Below are 17,643 nucleotides of genomic sequence, written 5' to 3' on the forward strand. Positions count from 1 at the left end.
ATGGCTATCGCGTTGTTTTGCGGAATTGTAATGCTCACGCTGATTATAACGTATTACGCTGCCAAGAAAACAACCAACACCAGCGATTTCTATACGGCAGGTGGAGGGCTCAAAGGCTGGCAGAATGGGACAGCCATTGCGGGCGACTATATGTCTGCTGCCTCCTTTCTTGGTATCGCAGGCTCGATCGCGTTAGTCGGCTTTGACGGCTTCTTCTATAGCATCGGTTTCCTCGTAGCTTACCTGGTGGTGCTGTACCTTGTCGCCGAGCCGCTGCGGAATCTCGGGAAGTATACGGTGGCGGACATGATTGCCGCTCGTTTCTCCGACAAGAAAGTACGCGGCGTTGCAGCGTTGAACACGATTTCCATCTCCATCTTCTACATGATCGCACAGCTGGTTGGAGCAGGTGCGCTGATTAAGCTTTTGCTGGGACTGGATTATGTCACGTCCGTTCTGATTGTCGGCGTGCTCATGACCATCTATGTTGTCTTTGGCGGCATGCATGCCACGAGCTGGGTTCAAATCTCGAAGGCCGTGCTGCTCATGGCCGGCACGTTCATCATTTCGCTGATCGTCTTCGCCAAATTCGATTTCAGCCTGACCCAGATGTTCCATCATATGAAGACGGCCACGCCGCTGCAGGAGGCATTCCTCAACCCTGGGAATAAATACAAAATCCCGCTGGAGACGCTGTCGCTCAACCTTGCCCTCGTACTCGGCACGGCAGGTCTGCCGCATATTTTGACCCGTTTCTTTACCGTTAAGGATGCCAAGACGGCACGCAGCTCCGTGGTCTACGCTACCTGGATTATCGGCATCTTCTATGTCATGACGATCTTTCTCGGTTTCGGGGCTGCCGCCTTCGTAGGCACGGCGGATATTACCGAGGTCGATAAAGCGGGCAACATGGCTGCGCCGCTCCTGGCCAAAGCGATTGGCGGCGACTTCCTGTTCGCGCTCATCTCGGCGGTTGCGTTCGCGACGATCCTTGCGGTGGTGACGGGCCTTGTGCTGTCCGCCGCATCGGCCTTCGCCCATGATTTCTACGGTCAGATCGTACGCCGCGGCGAATCGTCGGAGAAGGAGCAGCTGAAGATGGCACGGTACGCATCGATTGGCGTATCCATTGTCTCCATTCTGCTCGCGTTGTTTGCCCAGAAGATGAACGTGGCATTCCTTGTTTCGCTCGCCTTCGCCGTTGCGGCCAGCGCGAATTTACCGGTTATCCTGTTCACGGTATTCTGGAAGAGGTTTAATACGACAGGCGCGGTTACCGGGATGCTGACAGGGTTAATCAGCACGGTGATTCTTGTGGCGCTTAGTCCGAATATATGGGATCCGGCCGGCAAAGCGATTTTGATTGGCGATCCGATCTTCCCGATGAGCAACCCGGGCATCATCTCCATTCCGCTTGGCTTCCTGGCAGCTTATATCGGCACGCTGTTATCCTCTTCCAAGGATGAAGCGAAGTATGCCGAAGTGCTGGTCAAGGCCAATACGGGCGCGTAATCGGGATCTAATTCTTTGACCAAAAAGGGTGTATCCAGCTGCTTAGCGGCGCAGGGGACCGCCCTTTTTTTGTCATTTTATCGTAAAATAAAGGAATAACAGGCTTTCAGGCTGAGGCGGAAGGAGGCATTCACGCCACATGAACATATCCGGCATCGTTTTTTTTCTGGCGATTGTGGTCGGCACGTTAATGATTACGTATTATGCCGCCAAGCGAACAACAAGCACGAATGATTTCTATGCAGCGGGCAATCGCCTGAGCGGGCTGCAAAACGGCTTGGCCATTTCCGGTGACTATATGAGCGCGGCGTCCTTCCTTGGCATCGCGGGATCCATTGCGGTGTACGGCTTCGACGGCTTTTTCTATTCGATCGGCTTCCTTGCCTCCTATGTGATCGTGCAGTACATCATCGCCGAGCCGCTTCATAACCTGGGCAGGTATACGATGGCGGATGCGGTGGCGGTCCGGTTCAGCGAGAAACGGCTGCGCGGATGCATCGCCGTCAACAACATGATGATCACTGTCTTCTACATGATTGCCCAACTCGTCGGTGCGGGGTGGCTCGTCCATTTGCTGTTCGGGCTGGAAACGTCGCTCGCCATCGTGCTGGTCGGAGGTTTAATGACCGTCTACGTCACGTTCGGCGGCATGCTCGCGACTTCCTGGGTGCAGATCGTCAAGTCCATATTGTTGGTCAGCAGCACTTTTATCGTGAGTCTCATCGTGCTGGCAAGGTTCGATTGGAATCTGCTTGGCTTATTCGAATCCATGAAGCGGGCGACCCCATTGCAGGAGCGGTTTCTGATGGCGGGAAATATGTTCGACCACCCGCTGGACATGCTGTCGTTTAATATGGCGCTGGTGTTGGGGACAGCGGGCCTTCCGCATATTATTGCGCGCTTCTACACGGTAAGAGACCCGCGTACGGTTCGTTCTTCGGTAAAAACGGCAACGTTTACGATCGGCATCTTTTATGCCATGACCATTTTTCTTGGATTTGGTGCGGCTGCCTTCGTCGATTGGTCCGTTTTGTCGGAGCGTGTTGAGCTGGCGGCGCCGCTGCTCGCAAGCGCTTTGGGTGGCGAATTCTTAATGGCCTTTGTATCGGCTGTTGCCTTCGCAACCATATTGGCCGTGATCTCCGGGCTTGTGCTGACGGCATCCTCCGCATTTGCTCATGACGTCTATAGCAGCATTTTCCGCAGGGGACGGGCGACCGAGGCACAGCAGATGAGAGTGGCCAAGCTTTCGGCCATCGTGGTTGGCACCGCTTCGATTGTGCTCGCACTCGGCGCGCAGAAGCTGAACGTGGCGTTCCTCGTTTCGTTTGCGTTCGCGGTTGCTGCCTCGGCTAACCTGCCGGTGCTGCTGTTCACGCTATTTTGGCGGAGATTTAATACGTATGGGGCCATGTCGAGCATTGCGGCCGGATTGATATCTTCCTTACTGCTCATGGCCGTGGGGCCTAACGTAATGGATCCCGGGGCCGGCTGGATCCGGGCGGAAGCGATCTTCCCGCTCAAGCATCCGGGCATCGTATCCATTCCAATTGGTTTCGCGGGCGGCATCCTCGGTACTCTGCTATCCGGCAAAGTCGGCTCCAGAGGCCAGTTTGAGACGATGCAGGCCATTGCCCATATGGCCCCGGATGAGATTCATACCCGCGAGCCGGGATAACGTTTCCTACAGAAGAATGATGAAGGAGAGGCAGGGGATAACGCTGAAGCAGGATTGTGTAATTGTACTCACGCCCGAATCATTTAAGGAGAGCATGACCGCCAAAGAAGTCTGTGAGGCGATGGAACGCGGCATGTAAGAAGGGAAATCCGAAGGCGACCTGTATCCATGTGCCCATGGCGGACGGCGGTGAGGGTACGATGCAGTCCCTGGTTGATCAAGGGATAGACGCTATTTTTGGCATCGTGCCAGGCGCTGTTACGCTAGCGGAGGCGCTGGACAACGGACAGCTAAACGTGGAGAGAACGTCGGAGCATATCGTCCGTCTCATGATTTCCTTGTGCAAGTAATCATTCTTAATAGGGAGTAGATGCGGGAAGGGCTGAGCTATTCGCTAACGAAAAAGGCGCGCTGAGTTGGTTCGGTGAACCTCAAACCTCTCAGCCACGCCGGTTATACTTCATATCCCTTCCCCCGCAGGATGCGCGAGGACTTCGGGATTATCCCTTTCGATGCTTCTTGCTTTATTTAATGCCAAGCCGCATGCGGTAGCTGAGCATCACGGGAAGAGTCCGCCCTTGGAAGTGCTCCTCGACCAGGGCATGGAACTGTGCGATTTTATCGTTCAATTCGGTTTGTTTCAGCTTGAACACGGTCTGGATACCGCCTTGACTGACGGCAAGGCCGGTATAACGTTCGGCGGTGAACGGCTCCATATGATGGAATACGATCTCTTTGGAGAACCGGAATACCCCGCTCTCCCGGATATGCTTCAGATGCTCGTTCTTATTCCCTTTATAAGCCTTCTCCTGTGTCTCCACATGGCGGTCGATGATAGCCTCTGCCCGTTCAATCAGCTCTTGGTATGCTTGCTCGACCTTCCAGGTCAGGCTCGGCGGCCAATCGCAATCATATACCGCGAATATCCCTTCCTCACGCAGAACGCGGGAAACCTCCTTCAACGTGCTGGCCGGGTCCATCCAGTGAAAGGACTGGGAACAGGTGATGATGTCCGCTGACTGATCCGGGAGCGCTAACTGGTTCGAGTAGCCGGAGACGAACTTGATGTCGGCAAGCTGCACACCGTGAGTGGCGTCGCCCTCTTGCTGCAGCGATTGCAGTTTGGCCATAGCCTTGCCCCGCATATCGTCATTCGGCTCAACGCCGATGACTTGGTCCGCTGCGTCTTTCCATGCAAACGAGGACAGTCCCGTGCCGCATCCCAAGTCGACAACGAGAGAAGGCTTGCGCTCTAAATAGCCTGTCAGCAGGGCGACAACCTCCTGGGGAGCTTCGGGGCGATGCTGATCATAGGTATCCTCAAAGCCGGTGAAACGATCCACGTTGCTGGCACGGTTACCCTCGGGAACGAAATCCTTACTCCACACTTCGGTCATATCCTTGGTCATCATTATTCATCTCCTTATCCGGGTACATAATCGGGCATTACAATTGGAGGTCTTGGCTGCCGTAGGTAAGTAGCATGCTCCAGTTGATGTATCCTGCCTCTTTAATGCCATCATATCATAGGAAAGGAACTTATTAACAGATAGGCTTGACCCGGGTAGTGCCGATGCGGGTACAATAGAGAGATCGAATGAGGAAGAGGGATGCGTATGAAGACACCAATATCACCGAAGGGGATATTCTTCGATGTGGATGATACATTGTATGACCATCTGGCGCCTTTTCGCGATGCCGTTCAGAAGGTTGCCCGCCCTGATGGCGCGTTTCCTTATGAAGCCGCCTATCACCGGATGCGCTATTACAGCGACAAGCTGTCCGTAGAGCTCGGAGGGGCTGGCACGGCTGCTTACGGGGAAGCGGTTGAAGATATGCGCAGGCGTCGTTTCCAATTCGCGTTGGCCGAATTCGGCATACAGCTGACCCTCGAGGAGGCTGAGGCGGTACAGCAGACCTATCTGGACCGGCAGTATAACATCACGATGTTTGAAGGCGCCCGGGAGCTTCTTAAAAAATTGGCGGATACCGGGCATGTCGTTGGCTTGATTACCAATGGTCCGGCAGAACACCAGATGAACAAAATCGCAGCGATGCAGCTGGGTGATCTCATACCGGAGGAGCGTCTATTCGTATCCGGAGCGGTGGGCTGGGACAAGCCCGATCCGCGGATCTTCCACCATGTGAATCGGTTGACCGGAACGGTGCCGGAGGACTCTTATTACATCGGGGATTCATGGCGCAATGATGTGGTTGGCGCCCTGGCTGCGGGCTGGCATGTGATTTGGTTCAATCACCGGAGCGTAGGGCCGGAATCGGAGCATCAACCACAGCATACCGTGACGAGTTATGGCGAGCTGGAGCGGCTGCTTGATGAGGTTATCGAATAAAAAATGCTGCGGCGAGTGTAAAGTGTTACCGGAGCAGGACTAAGTTAAAGAATTATCGTGGCCAGGCCCTTTAAATGGAGGGCTTGGCTTTTTTGCTGCTTAATATTCAACCGATTGGTTGACTTTCTGAGTTCCGTTCATTATAGTTAACCATATGGTTGAACAAAATAACGAAGAACAACTGGATCACATCTTCCACGCGCTGGCTGATCCGACCCGAAGAGAGATGGTGCGCATGATCGCTGCGCGGGAGATGACCGTATCCGAGCTGGCCGAGCCGTTTGACATGTCGCTTGCGGCAGCCTCCAAGCATATCAAGGTGCTGGAGCGCTCCGGCCTGCTGGATCGATCCATTCAGGGGCGGACACATACCTGTCGCCTCAATCCGGGCGTCATGTCCAGGGCGCTGGAATGGCTGCAATTCTACGAACGATTCTGGACCCGGCAATTTGATGTATTGGAACGCGAGCTGAACAAAGCGAAGAAGGAGGAGCATTAGGAATACGGCTGGACATACTGGACAACGATGATAACGTAGGGAAACAGACGGAATACCACTTTGAATATGAGAAGGATGATTAACATTGGAGAATGCCTCTACAACCACGCTGGTCATGAAACGCTTGTTTGAGGTAGCGCCGGAACGAGTATTTGATGCCTGGTTAAACCCCGACATGATGCGCAAATGGTTGTTTACGCTGGAAACGACGAACAAGATCGCCCGTAATGATCCTCGGGTAGGCGGAACCTGGGAGATTGTTGACGTTCGGGAAGGCAAGGAGTACCGGGCCATTGGGGAATATCTTGTAATCGATCGGCCCCACAAGCTGGTGCTTACCTTCAGGATGCCCCAGTTCAGCGAAACCGTGGACCAAATAACGGTCGAGTTCAAAGCCGTGGACGCAGGATGCGAAATGACATTCACGCAAGAGATCGTTGTCCCTCACGAGGAAGATTGGACCGCGGAGGATATCGAGAAGGCGCTGACGGAGTATCATACCCAGACCGAACATGGATGGGGTTATATGTTTGAGGGACTGAAGCAGCTGCTTGAGACAGGAAAGATAAACTACCCATCCTAATCTGATGAACAAGGGAGAGTGTTTTGCCATGAAGAGCGTTACCCCGTTTTTAATGTTTCAAGGTAATGCCGAAGAAGCCATGAACCATTACATTTCCATTATCGAGGATTCCGAAATTACAAGCATTGTCCGTTATGGCCCCAATCAGCCTGGAGCCGAGGGAAGCGTTATGCATGCCGCCTTTTCGTTGAAGGGGCAAACGTTTATGTGCATCGACAGCAATGTGAAGCATGATTTCACGTTCACGCCTTCCTTCTCCATCTATCTGACTTGCGAATCGGAAGCGGAGATCGAGAAGGTGTACGGGGCATTAATGGATGGCGGAGGTGCGATGATGCCGCTGGACAACTATGGCTTTAGCCAAAAATTCGGCTGGATCGCGGACAAGTTCGGCGTATCCTGGCAGCTTAATCTGCCGAATGAAGCGTAATAACGTTACGTCATCGATCCATGAGAGACGGGCCCGCGAGGGATCCGTCTCTTTTTGCGCTGATAACGCATCGCTAGCCCACTGCTCCGCGTTCAAGGCACCGCGGATCCTAAAGTCAACCGAACGGCAGAATATTGCAAATGGCGCAGACCGAGGTCCCATACGGCTTCTTATTCCGTGTACTGCTTTCGGAATTGCAGCGGCGATAGGCCGAAACGCGCGGAGAAGCGGCGCGAGAAATAGGGCGGATATTGAAATCCCACATGCTCCGCAATACGCGCCATGGACCACTGGGTGGTCAGCAGCAGCCGCTTCGCCTGGTCCAGGCGGTATTGCAGCAGGTATTCCGTTGGCGTCAAGCCGTGCGATTCTTTCATGCAGCGTGTCAGGTAATTGTAGTGGAAATGGAGGTCGGACGATAAACGTGCGTTGCTGATGGGCTCACGGTAATGCATTTTGATATAGGACTCCACCTGCTCCGCGATTTTACGTACCCGCGATTGTTCCTGATCCGATCTCGACGGGTCCAGCAGCTCCAGCAGCTCGATAAACAGCGTTTGTTCCCGCCAAAATGCCGTGGATCTCGGTTCCGTTGCCAGCAGGTGCAGGGAATCGAACAGATGATAGGCTTGCTCCGGATAAGGGACAGGGCCTTGTCTTGGCAGCTTGATATTGTGTGAGATCGACTCATGATCGGCAGTGCTCGAAACCGCGGACTGAAAATGCAGCCAATAAAAGGAGGTTTCCTCCTGGCACCCTTGTACAGCGTAGTGGTGCGCGTCCGGCATCAATACGGCCATATCCCCGGCACGCAGTGCCCACTGCATGTCCTCCTCACCCAGAAACAAGCAGCCGCGTTGAACGAGGATAAGGTCGAAGACGCCAAGGTTTCTCCGGTTGGGATGCGACTCGCCTGGCATATAATGCGTTTTTCCGCATTCAAGGAAGTAGGGGAGCGGCGGCGAAGGAAAGGTAAGAACACTCCGTTCCGTCATAGTGACACCTCCAGGGAAGTGTGAAATCGTATAAGAAATTAGGTCAATTCTGTTATCGTTTTCATCCTATCATAGAACGTAGAATGGGAAGTGTCGAGGCTTTATCCTATCGAATTCCAAAAGGAGTGTGTATCCAAGATGATAACTCTTACTTCGCGTTCAGCTGCCGTCCCCCTTAAGCAAGTGAAACTGACGGATCCTTTCTGGTCCCGTTACATAGAGCTGGTAAGGGAAGTGGTAATCCCATACCAATATGAAGCCCTCCATGATCGAATTCCGGGCGTGGAGTCGAGTTATGGCGTGTCCAATTTTCGAATTGCTGCCGGCAGGGACGAGGGGGAGTTTGGCGGTATGGTGTTTCAGGACAGCGATGTCGCGAAATGGCTTGAGGCTGCGGCGTATTCGCTTGCCATTCATCCGGATCCGAAGCTGGAGGAGCAGGTGGATGAGCTGATCGATCTTGTGGCCGCTGCCCAGCAGCCGGATGGCTATCTGAATACGTATTTTACGGTAAAGGAGCCGGAGAAGCGCTGGACCAATCTGACGGATTGCCATGAGCTGTACTGCGCCGGCCACATGATAGAAGCCGGAGTTGCGCATTACCGGGCGACGGGCAAGCGGAAGCTGCTGGATGTGGTGTGCCGCTTGGCGGATTACATCGATACCGTCTTTGGACCCGAGGATGGGAAAATCCATGGGTTTGACGGCCATCAGGAGATTGAGCTGGCACTTGTCAAATTGTATGAGGTAACCCAAGAGCCGAGATATTTGAGTCTGAGTCAGTATTTCATAGATGAGCGTGGGACAGAACCCCACTTCTTCCTTCAGGAGTGGGAACAGCGAGGGAAGAAATCCTTCTATCGCTCGGTACTGAACGCACCGCATTTGGCTTATCATCAGAGCCACCTGCCGGTCAGGGAACAGAAGGAGGCGGTCGGGCATTCGGTCCGGGCCGTATATATGTACACGGCGATGGCGGATCTGGCCGCCAGAACGAAGGACCCGGCTCTGCTTGAGGCTTGCAATAACTTGTGGCGCAACATGGTCCATAAACAGATGTATATTACCGGTGGGATCGGCTCCACTCATCATGGCGAGGCGTTTACGACGGATTACGATCTGCCGAACGATACCGTATATTCCGAGACCTGCGCATCCATCGGGTTGATCTTTTTTGCCCAGCGTATGCTGCAGTTGTCACCCAAATCGGAGTATGCGGACGTGATGGAGCGTGCGCTGTTCAACACGGTCATTGGCAGCATGGCTCAGGACGGACGGCATTTCTTCTATGTGAATCCGCTTGAGGTATGGCCTACAGCCTGCCGTCATAATCCGGGCAAGTTCCATGTGAAGCCGGTTCGGCCGGGATGGTTCGCCTGCGCTTGCTGCCCGCCGAACGTGGCGAGACTGCTGTCGTCGCTGGGTGAATACGTGTATACGATGAATGACGATACGCTGTATACCCATTTGTATATCGGCGGTGAATCGGAGATCCGGTTCGGGGACGTGCCGGTGAAGGTAACCCAGACCAGCGCGCTGCCATGGGACGGGAATGTTACGCTTACGATTGAGCCTGAGCAGGCAGCCGAGTGGACCGTCGCTCTCCGTATTCCGGACTGGTCGCGCGGCAAAGCCATTATGCGGGTGAACGGGCAAGAGGTGATCGTGGAGGATATTACCCAAGACGGTTATGCCTACGTGAAGAGAGTGTGGGCACCGGGAGACACCGTGGAACTGGTTTTCTCCATGGAGATCCATCAAGTAAGAGCCAATCCCCACATTCGGGGGAATGCCGGCAAGGCCGCGATTCAGCGCGGGCCGCTCGTATACTGCCTGGAGAGCGTCGATCATGGAGCGCCGGTATCCTCGCTGTCACTCGCAGGCGATCCAAAGCTTCATTCGCGATTCGATCCGAATCTTCTCGGCGGGGCCGTTGTCATTGAAGGGGATGGATGGCTTGAAGAGTCTGATGATTGGGGTGATGAGCTGTATCGTTCCTCTCCGAAAAAGGTGCTTCCCGCGGCATTAAAGGCCATTCCGTACTATTTATGGGGCAACCGCGGTGAGAATGAAATGGCCGTCTGGGTGCGCGAGCTGCCGCACACGGTATGAAGATCGTACAGTCTGCTCCCCGAATAGGGAGTTGGCAGAGCAGCCAGCATACAAAGGATGCAATGGCAAAGCTTGACTGCCGAACCGCATAACATGAAGGGCTTGCCCAAGGTCGATGGACCTCGGGCAAGCCCTTTTTTAGCCGAAAAGGATATGGGATGTGTGTTAAGCTGCTTTTATAACAGCTTCTTGATATCCTCTTCCATCTTCTCTGGAGTATCCGTCGGCGCAAAGCGTTTGATCACCTTGCCGCTGCGGTCCACCAGAAACTTGGTGAAGTTCCATTTGATCGCCTTGATGCCCAGTGCGCCGGGGGCTTCGCTGGTCAGATATTTGTAAAGCGGATGAGCGTTCGTGCCGTTCACATCAATCTTGGAAAACAGCGGAAATGTTACGCCGTGATTGAGCTTGCAGGCCTCTTCGATCGCGGCATCCTCCTCCAGCTCTTGATTCATGAATTGGCTGCTGGGGAAGCCGAGAACGGCCAATCCCTGGTCGCGGTAGGTTTGGTGCAGCTTCTCCAGACCGTCGAATTGAGGGGCAAAGCCGCATTTGGTCGCCGTATTGACGATCAGCATGACATCGCCTTTATAAGATTCCAACGTTTGGGATTCGCCGCGTATCGTTTTTACTTCATATTCATAGATCGACATCGCCGTAGAAACCTCCTCCAATGAGATGTATTACGTTCAGAGTATATCCTTTTACGGCGGATTGCAATTTGATAGGGCGACATCCAGGGTTTATGAGTGCAGGTACATGGCCATATATGAATTTCAATACCTGATGCGGAAATATCAAAAGTAAAATTTTGTATTTTCATCTGGACTTATTCAGGAGATGTATGATAGTAGTAGAATAAGTTCTTAATCGAATGAACCAAGAGGGGTACTGCTGAAATCATGTGTGGGAGGACGGTATGAGATTAAAAACGCAAATGCTCAAAACGACGGTGACCAGCCTGCTGGCTTTTATGTTCATCGTCCTCATCGTCCTGGTGCCGAGGGATTTGAATCTGTCGGTGGACGGCTATTTAGTGGTGGCAAACTATTCCTTTGATCTGGGTGAGTATGTTACGTATATTCGCGATTATTTTGCAAATGCCATTCAGAACGGGACGCTGGGAGAAACGCGGTATATCGGCCAGTCCTCGGAAGCGGCCGCTTTCGGAGCCGTCGGCAAAAGCCTGCTCGTTATTGTATCCGCTTTACTCATAGGATTCGTGTTTGGCATTCTGAAGGGAGTCCTGGACTACAAATTGTCCAAGACCAAATTCAGCGTGCTGGGGCACTGGACGACATGGCTGTTCCAGTCCATTCCGGATTTTTTTCTGATGCTGATCGCGCAGTGGGTGCTCGTTAGGCATGTTCCGGCTATCCGTTATTTTGCGGTTGACGGCTGGGAGGCCTTCGTGCTGCCTTCGCTGCTTGTCTCGATTTACCCGATTTTCTTCATTGCCCGAATCACGTCGGCCTCGCTGCTTGCACAGGAAGGCAAGATGTACATACTGCTGGCTAAAGCCAAAGGGCTGAGCGACCGAAAGGTTGTCTACAAACATATGCTGCGCAACGGCATCGCGACCATCCTGACCCATCTTCCGGGCCTGCTTGTCTTCATCTTGTCCAACCTGCTCGTGGTGGAATATTACCGCAACTATCCAGGGGCGGCGTGGAGATTGTTTCTGGCACTGGATTTTAATACGTTCAGCGGCACTGGCGGCAATTATGAACCGGGTGTCATTATTTATATCGCATTTTCCTTCATGGTGCTGTTCATGATCGTCCAATGGATCAGTCATTCGGCACGCAAGTACTTTGATCCACGATAAAGATACGAGGTGAGTCGTCTTGAAGAACTTTCCATTATGGATAGGCGGTATTTTGCTTGCTTTCTTCGTTTTCGTTATGCTGGCGGGGCCTTACATGCCCTTCATCGATAAGGATTTGAAGAATGAACCCTCCAGATGGGTGATGAAGGACGGGAAGCAGAAGCTGACCCTTCCGCCCTATAAGCCTTCCTCAAAGAACTGGCTTGGATCGGATAAGAGGGGGGTCGATAACCTGAGCAAGCTGGTTGTGACCGCCAAGGATACGATCCTGCTGGTGCTCGCGATTACGGCTGTCCGATATGCGATCGGGGTGCCCCTGGGATTGATTGCCCGCAAGAAAAAGGGGTTCACCCACCGGCTCATCACCTTTTGGAACCAGTTGTGCTCCTATTTGCCGCCGGTCTTTGCCTCGGCCCTGCTGCTTGCGCTTCCGTTCTTTCTCTTCTCTCAGCAGCGGATGGGCTGGGCCATTCTGATTCTGGCCAGCGTCGAGGCCGGGCGAGTGGCCATCACGATTCAGCAGCAGGCCCACAAGATGGCAAGCGAGCCTTATATGGAGGCCGGAACCGCGTTAGGTCTTCGCACGAGGACGTTGACGAAGAATTACTATATCCCGGTCATGTTCCCCGAAGTGATCGTCAACTTCTGTTTGGATATGGGAAAGGTCATGCTCCTGCTTGGCCAGCTTGCGATCGTGAACATCTTCCTTGGTCATGAGTGGAAGGAAGTTAACTATTATGTCATGGAATTCGTGGAGACCGGGTATAACTGGGCCACGATTCTGTCCAAGCATCGGGCGGAGATCTGGCTAGGGAAGTTCCAATTCGTGGTCTATCCGGCATTTGCCATGATGCTGCTGATCATCACGTTTAACCTGTTAGGCGAGGGTCTGCGCCGCCGTTATCAGGTTAAAGGCTGATCGATGCGTGTCCATTAACGCGAAAAACCGGAAGGATGAGGGCTTTCGCAGGTGTTTTCCTACACATTAGGAGTGCCTGGCGAAACCGATCCTTCCGGCCTTTTTTTGTTCATGTAAAATGCCGCTGTTTACGCTTCTACGGGAATATCCGGGTGTGCCCAGACGGACACGCTGCCGCCGTTCACCGGAAAAAGAGCGAAACCATCCTTGCCGATCGTAATGCGATCCTTCCGGGTACGGGTCAGATCCACCCATACCTCTCCGGCTCGATGCTCGCCGACAAACATCCGCTTATCGCCGGCTTCGCCATTGGTAATGACCACCGCGCAGCCGGAACATTCGATTTCCGGGATGCCGCGGCGAACCCAGCCTATCGTATTCGGATGGTCAAAATAATCATCCTGCTCGCCATACGCCCGATTCGCTCTGGCATACAGCAGCGGGTCGATCGCCTCCCTTTTGCCGGGAATGGGTTTCTCGCCGCCGATTCCGTAATAATCGCCATAGAAGACGGAAGGATAACCGTCCTTTCGCAGCAGGATCAACGCATAAGCGCTCTGCTTGAACCAATCCTCCACCCAGGATTCCAGCGATTCCTGCGGCTGCGAGTCGTGATTGTCCACAAACGTGACGGCATTCATCGGGTGTGATTGCACGAGCGTATCGTCGAAGATCGTCCGCAGATCAAAGGAACGGCCGGCTTTGGAAGCGGCTTGCAGTTTATAGTGAAGAGACACGTCAAACAGATCGATCTTGTAATCTACCGTATCCAGAAAGTTTCGACAGTCTTGAAGCTCGGGATTCCAAAACTCGCCCACGATGTAAAAATCATCTCCGCGCTTTTTCTTCATGGCGGTGGCAAATTCTTTAATGAAGTCATGGTTAATATGCTTGATCGCATCCAGCCGGAATCCGCTGCATTGCAGCGTATCCACCAGCCACTTGCCCCAAGCAACCATTTCCTTGCGTACATCCGGATGACTGTAATCAATGTTGGCAAACATCAGGTAGTCGTAATTGCCGAATTCATTGTCAACGTTATCACTCCATGATTTATTCTCGCCGACGATCCGGTAAATGCCGGAACGTTTGCTGAAATCGTCGTAATCGGTACCGTTAAAATGAGTGAAATTCCATAGGAACGAGGAGTATTGATCCCCTCGGCCAGGGAAGGTGAACTTGGTCCAGCCTTCAATCTCGAATGGCTTGGATATATCCTTGGTCCGATCCATCTCGTCGACCTGCACAACCCGAAACCGCTCGGTTTCATCAGCACCCGCCTTATGGTTCATGACCAGATCCACATAGACGGCAATTCCGTTCTTGTGGCAGGTCGCGATGGCATCGATCAATTCCTGCTTGGTACCATACTTCGTGCGAACCGTTCCCTTCTGATCGAACTCTCCCAGATCATACAGGTCGTATACGCTATAACCATTATCCTCGGCGGACGATGCTTTTGTCACCGGAGGAATCCATACCGCATCGATCCCAGCCTTGCTCAGCTCGGGGGCTGCGTTCTTGAGTCGGTTCCAGTGCGAGCCATCGGCTGCAACATGCCATTCGAAGAATTGCATAATCGTATGATTTCGTTGCATACTTCCATCTCCTCTATCATGATAGCTCTGCATATTTACTGCATACTAAGCTCAAATACCCAAGAAAGCAGGGGAGCTAAACCTTCCACCTGGAATGGGTGGACCGCATACATTTAGTTTTACCCTAAAATGGAAAGAAAAAGACAGGGATTGTCGTATTGGCAGCCATCCTAAAATAGCTTGGGTCCAGCGTTAGAGGATAGGAATGGGGCATCGGTTTTCATCACAAACAACCATCCCCAGCCGGGGAATCCGACGCAGGGGATGGTTTTCTGTTGATACAATACCGACCGCGCATCCCGCTTGTTTATGCCATGGCATAAGTAAGCAGGATCAGCAGCACGGTGGTGATGGACATGGCCAGCAGCGGACGCCAGGCACCGCGTACATCCTTCAAGTGGACATTCAGGCCAAGTCCGACCATGGCCATGGCAAGAATGAAGGAGGCCGCCTGAGAAATCCAATCCTTGATCGGCAGGGGAATGATCGGTTGTCCGGTAAATTCCCAGCTTCCCAGTACACTCGCTGCCATGAAGCCCAGCAGAAACCAGGGAAACTCCATCCGTGTTTGACTCTGTAAGCGCCCGGTACGCTTCATCCAGACCATGAGCGCAATACTGAGCGGTACGAGCAGAAATACGCGTCCCAGCTTGGCAAGCAGGCTAATCGCAAGGGCGTCCTCCCCTGCCGGAGCGGCTGCGAGTGCCACATGGGCGATTTCATGAAGACTTACGCCCGACCACACGCCGTATTGGGTGTCTGTTAAGGGAAGCAGCGGCTGAACGACGGTATAACCGATAGCAACAATGGTTCCAAGAAAGGCAATCAGCCCTGCCCCAAGCGCAGTGTCCTTCTCCTTTGCCTTGAGGATCGGGGACACGGCAGCAATGGCCGCCGCACCGCATACACCGGTTCCAATGCCGAGCAGGAGGGATAGGGACATATCGGCCTTCAGCCATTTGGCAATCAGCAGGGTAAGAGCGATGGCAAATACGACGCTGATTACATCCCTCATCATTAAACCGAGGCCTTGCAGGAACACGATGCCGATATTCAGCTTTAAGCCATATAGAATGATCGCTAGGCGAAGCAGCCGTTTGGCCGTGAATTGGATTCCAATGCGCAGTCTCTCCGGGTAACCGCGCAGCTGCCGGTATAACGCGGCAATGAGAATCGCCCAGGCGAGCTGGCCAAGGTAGCCAAGGCCCGGCACGCTTGCTAATACGTAACCGATAAGGGCGATGACAAAGGTAAAGGCAATGCCGCCTGCGGCGGCGGGCAGCGTATGCTGTGTCCATCGGATCAGGCGATGGACGTGTTCTTGTGAATTGGAATAGGCTGGCTCTGTCATAAGATGTAACCTCCGATTCGTTCGGTTGGTATGATCCCATCGTAGCTCATTCCATTGGATAAGAAAAATAAATCATTATGATGATCATCATAAGTAAAAAGTTATGATAATATAACTCTTAACCATTCGTGAATATTGCGAACGAAGGAGGCCAAAAGCGTGGATCAACCATTGGAGGTATTCGTTACGGTGGTAGAGAAGGGGAATTTTACCCGTGCAGCCGAGGAGCTGCTGATGACACAGCCCGCGGTAAGTCAATATATCCAAGCGCTCGAGCGGTCCGTCGGCACCAAGCTGCTGGAGAGAACCAATAAATATGTCCGGCTGACGAAAGCCGGTGAGATTGTGTATCATCATGCGAAGGACATTCTGGGTCTGTACACCCGCATGAACACGCTTGTGGACGATTTGATGCATCGGGCAAGCGGCAATCTGTCTATTGGCTCCAGCTACACCTTCGGGGAATATATGCTGCCGCATATGATCGCTTATATGAGGGAGCATTATCCCTTGATCCGCCCATCGATCACGATCGGGAACACCACGGAGGTGGCGGAGATGATATTGCGCCATGAGGCGGATATCGGGATCGTGGAGGGGGATTATCAGGATGAGAAGCTGCATATCGAAGCTTTTGCAGAGGATGACATGGTGGTGATGGTTCCCCGAGACGGGCGGTATGACCATCTCCAGGAGCTGCCGCTGTCCGAGCTTGCGAATGAGACCTGGATTGTCAGGGAAGCCGGATCAGGCACCCGCGAGGCAACGGAGCGGATGTTCTCACGGTATCATATTCACCCTCAGCATATCGTGGAGTTCGGAAGCACCCAGCTGATCAAGGAATCCGTGGAGGCAGGCCTTGGCGTAACGCTGCTGTCTCGATGGGCGGTGCGCAAGGAGGTTCAGCTTGGGACGCTGCATATGCTGGTACCGAACGGCAAGCCGGTGGCCCGGCAGTTCTCCTGGATTACACAGAGGACACCTTATCATACCAAGGCCGTTGAGGTATTTCTCGAGCTTTTGCACCATAAACGCGGTTTCCCCAAAGAAGTCTAAAGAGAGAGAATGATCTCGGTGCAAGAGCATCCCCATTAAGGGGATGTTTTTTTATTCGGACATGATTACAAACGCAATAATTGGTTAAAAATAGATACTAAAATCCTAGAAAAACAAACCATGTAACGAATGATGTGAAAATCGGACGTAAGGGGGGTTAAACGATGAGAACATTTAATACAATTGCTTTGCTGTTATTGATTATCGGGGGCATTAACTGGCTTTTGGTCGGCCTGTTTCAGTACGACCTGGTAGCTGCATTATTTGGAGGACAGAGCTCCGTAGGTTCCCGCATTATCTATACGATTGTCGGTCTGTGTGCATTGTACTCGATCCGCTTCTTTGGTGATGTTACGAATGACGATCGAAATACAGCCAGATAAGTTACATTTAATGACATATAAATGACATAAGTAAAGAGAAAAATCCATACTCTCATAGATGAAAAAAAGCCGTTCCGTATTCGGGAACGGCTTTTTTTCTGTCAAATTCCAAGATTGTCGGTGAGTTGGAACTCTCATGTAAGGTGCAAGATCAACATATACAGTATGAAATTTCCAGTGTTTATAAGGCTTTGCATGCTCTATAGTTAAAGATAAAAACGACATATTTACGGAGTTCGGAAGGAACTCATAAAATAAAGCCAAGCCATTGCAGCGCAAGCATCAGAAGTTAATGATATGACAGATAACATAACACGTCACCTGTCGTCAGCCTCTTTTTTGCGTGAG

The 17,643-nt window shown here is 52.6% G+C and carries 16 protein-coding genes and 1 pseudogene; 12 read left to right on the top strand and 5 right to left on the bottom strand.

Translation table 11 applies throughout. The features are described from left to right. From ACETK5_RS29015 to ACETK5_RS29025, 3 genes and pseudogenes are all read left to right on the top strand, one after another. Positions 1–1,512, top strand: coding sequence for a solute symporter family protein (locus ACETK5_RS29015; RefSeq protein WP_326111068.1), 1,512 nt, complete (start codon positions 1–3; stop codon positions 1,510–1,512). 139 nt (positions 1,513–1,651) lie between these two features. Next, entirely contained in the window at positions 1,652–3,190 is a 1,539-nt protein-coding gene (locus ACETK5_RS29020; protein ID WP_394059380.1) for a solute symporter family protein, read from the top strand. A 19-nt stretch (positions 3,191–3,209) separates the two neighbouring features. Next, positions 3,210–3,408, top strand: a pseudogene (locus tag ACETK5_RS29025) (glycerate kinase); the annotation flags it as partial. A 306-nt stretch (positions 3,409–3,714) separates the two neighbouring features. On the opposite strand, the gene ACETK5_RS29030 reads toward ACETK5_RS29025, so the two are convergent. Then, positions 3,715–4,599, bottom strand: a complete 885-nt coding sequence (locus ACETK5_RS29030) for a class I SAM-dependent methyltransferase (protein ID WP_100541359.1) — start codon at positions 4,597–4,599, stop codon at positions 3,715–3,717. Positions 4,600–4,800: 201 nt separating this feature from the next. Here ACETK5_RS29030 and ACETK5_RS29035 point away from each other — a divergent pair, with 201 nt between their 5' ends. From ACETK5_RS29035 to ACETK5_RS29050, 4 genes are all read left to right on the top strand, one after another. After that, positions 4,801–5,541 carry an HAD family hydrolase gene (locus ACETK5_RS29035; protein WP_326111065.1) on the top strand — a complete coding sequence of 247 codons (741 nt, stop codon included), beginning with the start codon at positions 4,801–4,803 and terminating at the stop codon, positions 5,539–5,541. 154 nt (positions 5,542–5,695) lie between these two features. Beyond that, complete coding sequence (locus tag ACETK5_RS29040) at positions 5,696–6,040, top strand: ArsR/SmtB family transcription factor (RefSeq protein ID WP_100541086.1); 345 nt, start codon at positions 5,696–5,698, stop codon at positions 6,038–6,040. An 85-nt stretch (positions 6,041–6,125) separates the two neighbouring features. Beyond that, positions 6,126–6,623: an SRPBCC family protein gene (locus ACETK5_RS29045; protein WP_100541085.1), complete on the top strand. Its 498-nt coding sequence runs from the start codon at positions 6,126–6,128 to the stop codon at positions 6,621–6,623. A 28-nt stretch (positions 6,624–6,651) separates the two neighbouring features. Continuing rightward, entirely contained in the window at positions 6,652–7,053 is a 402-nt protein-coding gene (locus ACETK5_RS29050; RefSeq protein ID WP_326111064.1) for a VOC family protein, read from the top strand. A 170-nt stretch (positions 7,054–7,223) separates the two neighbouring features. Here ACETK5_RS29050 and ACETK5_RS29055 read toward each other — a convergent pair whose 3' ends face one another. After that, positions 7,224–8,048 (bottom strand): helix-turn-helix transcriptional regulator, encoded by an 825-nt coding sequence (locus ACETK5_RS29055; protein WP_100541083.1) that lies wholly within the window; start codon positions 8,046–8,048, stop codon positions 7,224–7,226. A 138-nt stretch (positions 8,049–8,186) separates the two neighbouring features. Here ACETK5_RS29055 and ACETK5_RS29060 point away from each other — a divergent pair, with 138 nt between their 5' ends. Then, entirely contained in the window at positions 8,187–10,160 is a 1,974-nt protein-coding gene (locus ACETK5_RS29060; RefSeq protein WP_326111063.1) for a glycoside hydrolase family 127 protein, read from the top strand. 176 nt (positions 10,161–10,336) lie between these two features. On the opposite strand, the gene ACETK5_RS29065 is transcribed toward ACETK5_RS29060, so the two are convergent. After that, a complete protein-coding gene (locus tag ACETK5_RS29065; RefSeq protein ID WP_009592987.1) occupies positions 10,337–10,813 on the bottom strand; it encodes a glutathione peroxidase in 477 nt (158 codons plus the stop codon). A gap of 266 nt (positions 10,814–11,079) precedes the next feature. Here ACETK5_RS29065 and ACETK5_RS29070 point away from each other — a divergent pair, with 266 nt between their 5' ends. Together ACETK5_RS29070 and ACETK5_RS29075 are read left to right on the top strand one after the other, a co-directional pair. Continuing rightward, positions 11,080–11,988, top strand: coding sequence for an ABC transporter permease subunit (locus ACETK5_RS29070; protein WP_100541081.1), 909 nt, complete (start codon positions 11,080–11,082; stop codon positions 11,986–11,988). 19 nt (positions 11,989–12,007) lie between these two features. Beyond that, complete coding sequence (locus ACETK5_RS29075) at positions 12,008–12,907, top strand: ABC transporter permease subunit (protein ID WP_100541080.1); 900 nt, start codon at positions 12,008–12,010, stop codon at positions 12,905–12,907. Between the two features lie 128 nt (positions 12,908–13,035). On the opposite strand, the gene ACETK5_RS29080 is transcribed toward ACETK5_RS29075, so the two are convergent. Both ACETK5_RS29080 and ACETK5_RS29085 read right to left on the bottom strand, forming a co-directional pair. Then, positions 13,036–14,505, bottom strand: a complete 1,470-nt coding sequence (locus tag ACETK5_RS29080) for an alpha-amylase (RefSeq protein ID WP_326111061.1) — start codon at positions 14,503–14,505, stop codon at positions 13,036–13,038. 307 nt (positions 14,506–14,812) lie between these two features. Further along, positions 14,813–15,856, bottom strand: a complete 1,044-nt coding sequence (locus ACETK5_RS29085) for a YeiH family protein (RefSeq protein ID WP_326111060.1) — start codon at positions 15,854–15,856, stop codon at positions 14,813–14,815. A 159-nt stretch (positions 15,857–16,015) separates the two neighbouring features. Between ACETK5_RS29085 and ACETK5_RS29090 the strand changes: the two genes are divergently transcribed. Together ACETK5_RS29090 and ACETK5_RS29095 are read left to right on the top strand one after the other, a co-directional pair. Next, complete coding sequence (locus ACETK5_RS29090) at positions 16,016–16,912, top strand: LysR family transcriptional regulator (protein ID WP_100541077.1); 897 nt, start codon at positions 16,016–16,018, stop codon at positions 16,910–16,912. A 164-nt stretch (positions 16,913–17,076) separates the two neighbouring features. Next, complete coding sequence (locus ACETK5_RS29095; RefSeq protein WP_100541076.1) at positions 17,077–17,295, top strand: DUF378 domain-containing protein; 219 nt, start codon at positions 17,077–17,079, stop codon at positions 17,293–17,295. The last annotated feature ends 348 nt before the right edge of the window (positions 17,296–17,643 follow it).

Origin of the sequence: Paenibacillus ilasis (assembly GCF_043195395.1) — a bacterium.
Taxonomy (GTDB): Bacteria; Bacillota; Bacilli; order Paenibacillales; family Paenibacillaceae; genus Paenibacillus_AQ; species Paenibacillus_AQ lautus.

Bases quoted from the DNA above. Each gene is read 5' to 3' on its own strand.
- ACETK5_RS29015 (WP_326111068.1), top strand. From the start codon at position 1: ATGGCTATCGCGTTGTTTTGCGGAATTGTAATGCTCACGCTGATTATA.
- ACETK5_RS29020 (WP_394059380.1), top strand. From the start codon at position 1,652: ATGAACATATCCGGCATCGTTTTTTTTCTGGCGATTGTGGTCGGCACG.
- ACETK5_RS29030 (WP_100541359.1), bottom strand. From the start codon at position 4,599: ATGACCAAGGATATGACCGAAGTGTGGAGTAAGGATTTCGTTCCCGAG.
- ACETK5_RS29035 (WP_326111065.1), top strand. From the start codon at position 4,801: ATGCGTATGAAGACACCAATATCACCGAAGGGGATATTCTTCGATGTG.
- ACETK5_RS29040 (WP_100541086.1), top strand. From the start codon at position 5,696: ATGGTTGAACAAAATAACGAAGAACAACTGGATCACATCTTCCACGCG.
- ACETK5_RS29050 (WP_326111064.1), top strand. From the start codon at position 6,652: ATGAAGAGCGTTACCCCGTTTTTAATGTTTCAAGGTAATGCCGAAGAA.
- ACETK5_RS29055 (WP_100541083.1), bottom strand. From the start codon at position 8,048: ATGACGGAACGGAGTGTTCTTACCTTTCCTTCGCCGCCGCTCCCCTAC.
- ACETK5_RS29060 (WP_326111063.1), top strand. From the start codon at position 8,187: ATGATAACTCTTACTTCGCGTTCAGCTGCCGTCCCCCTTAAGCAAGTG.
- ACETK5_RS29065 (WP_009592987.1), bottom strand. From the start codon at position 10,813: ATGTCGATCTATGAATATGAAGTAAAAACGATACGCGGCGAATCCCAA.
- ACETK5_RS29070 (WP_100541081.1), top strand. From the start codon at position 11,080: ATGAGATTAAAAACGCAAATGCTCAAAACGACGGTGACCAGCCTGCTG.
- ACETK5_RS29080 (WP_326111061.1), bottom strand. From the start codon at position 14,505: ATGCAACGAAATCATACGATTATGCAATTCTTCGAATGGCATGTTGCA.
- ACETK5_RS29085 (WP_326111060.1), bottom strand. From the start codon at position 15,856: ATGACAGAGCCAGCCTATTCCAATTCACAAGAACACGTCCATCGCCTG.
- ACETK5_RS29095 (WP_100541076.1), top strand. From the start codon at position 17,077: ATGAGAACATTTAATACAATTGCTTTGCTGTTATTGATTATCGGGGGC.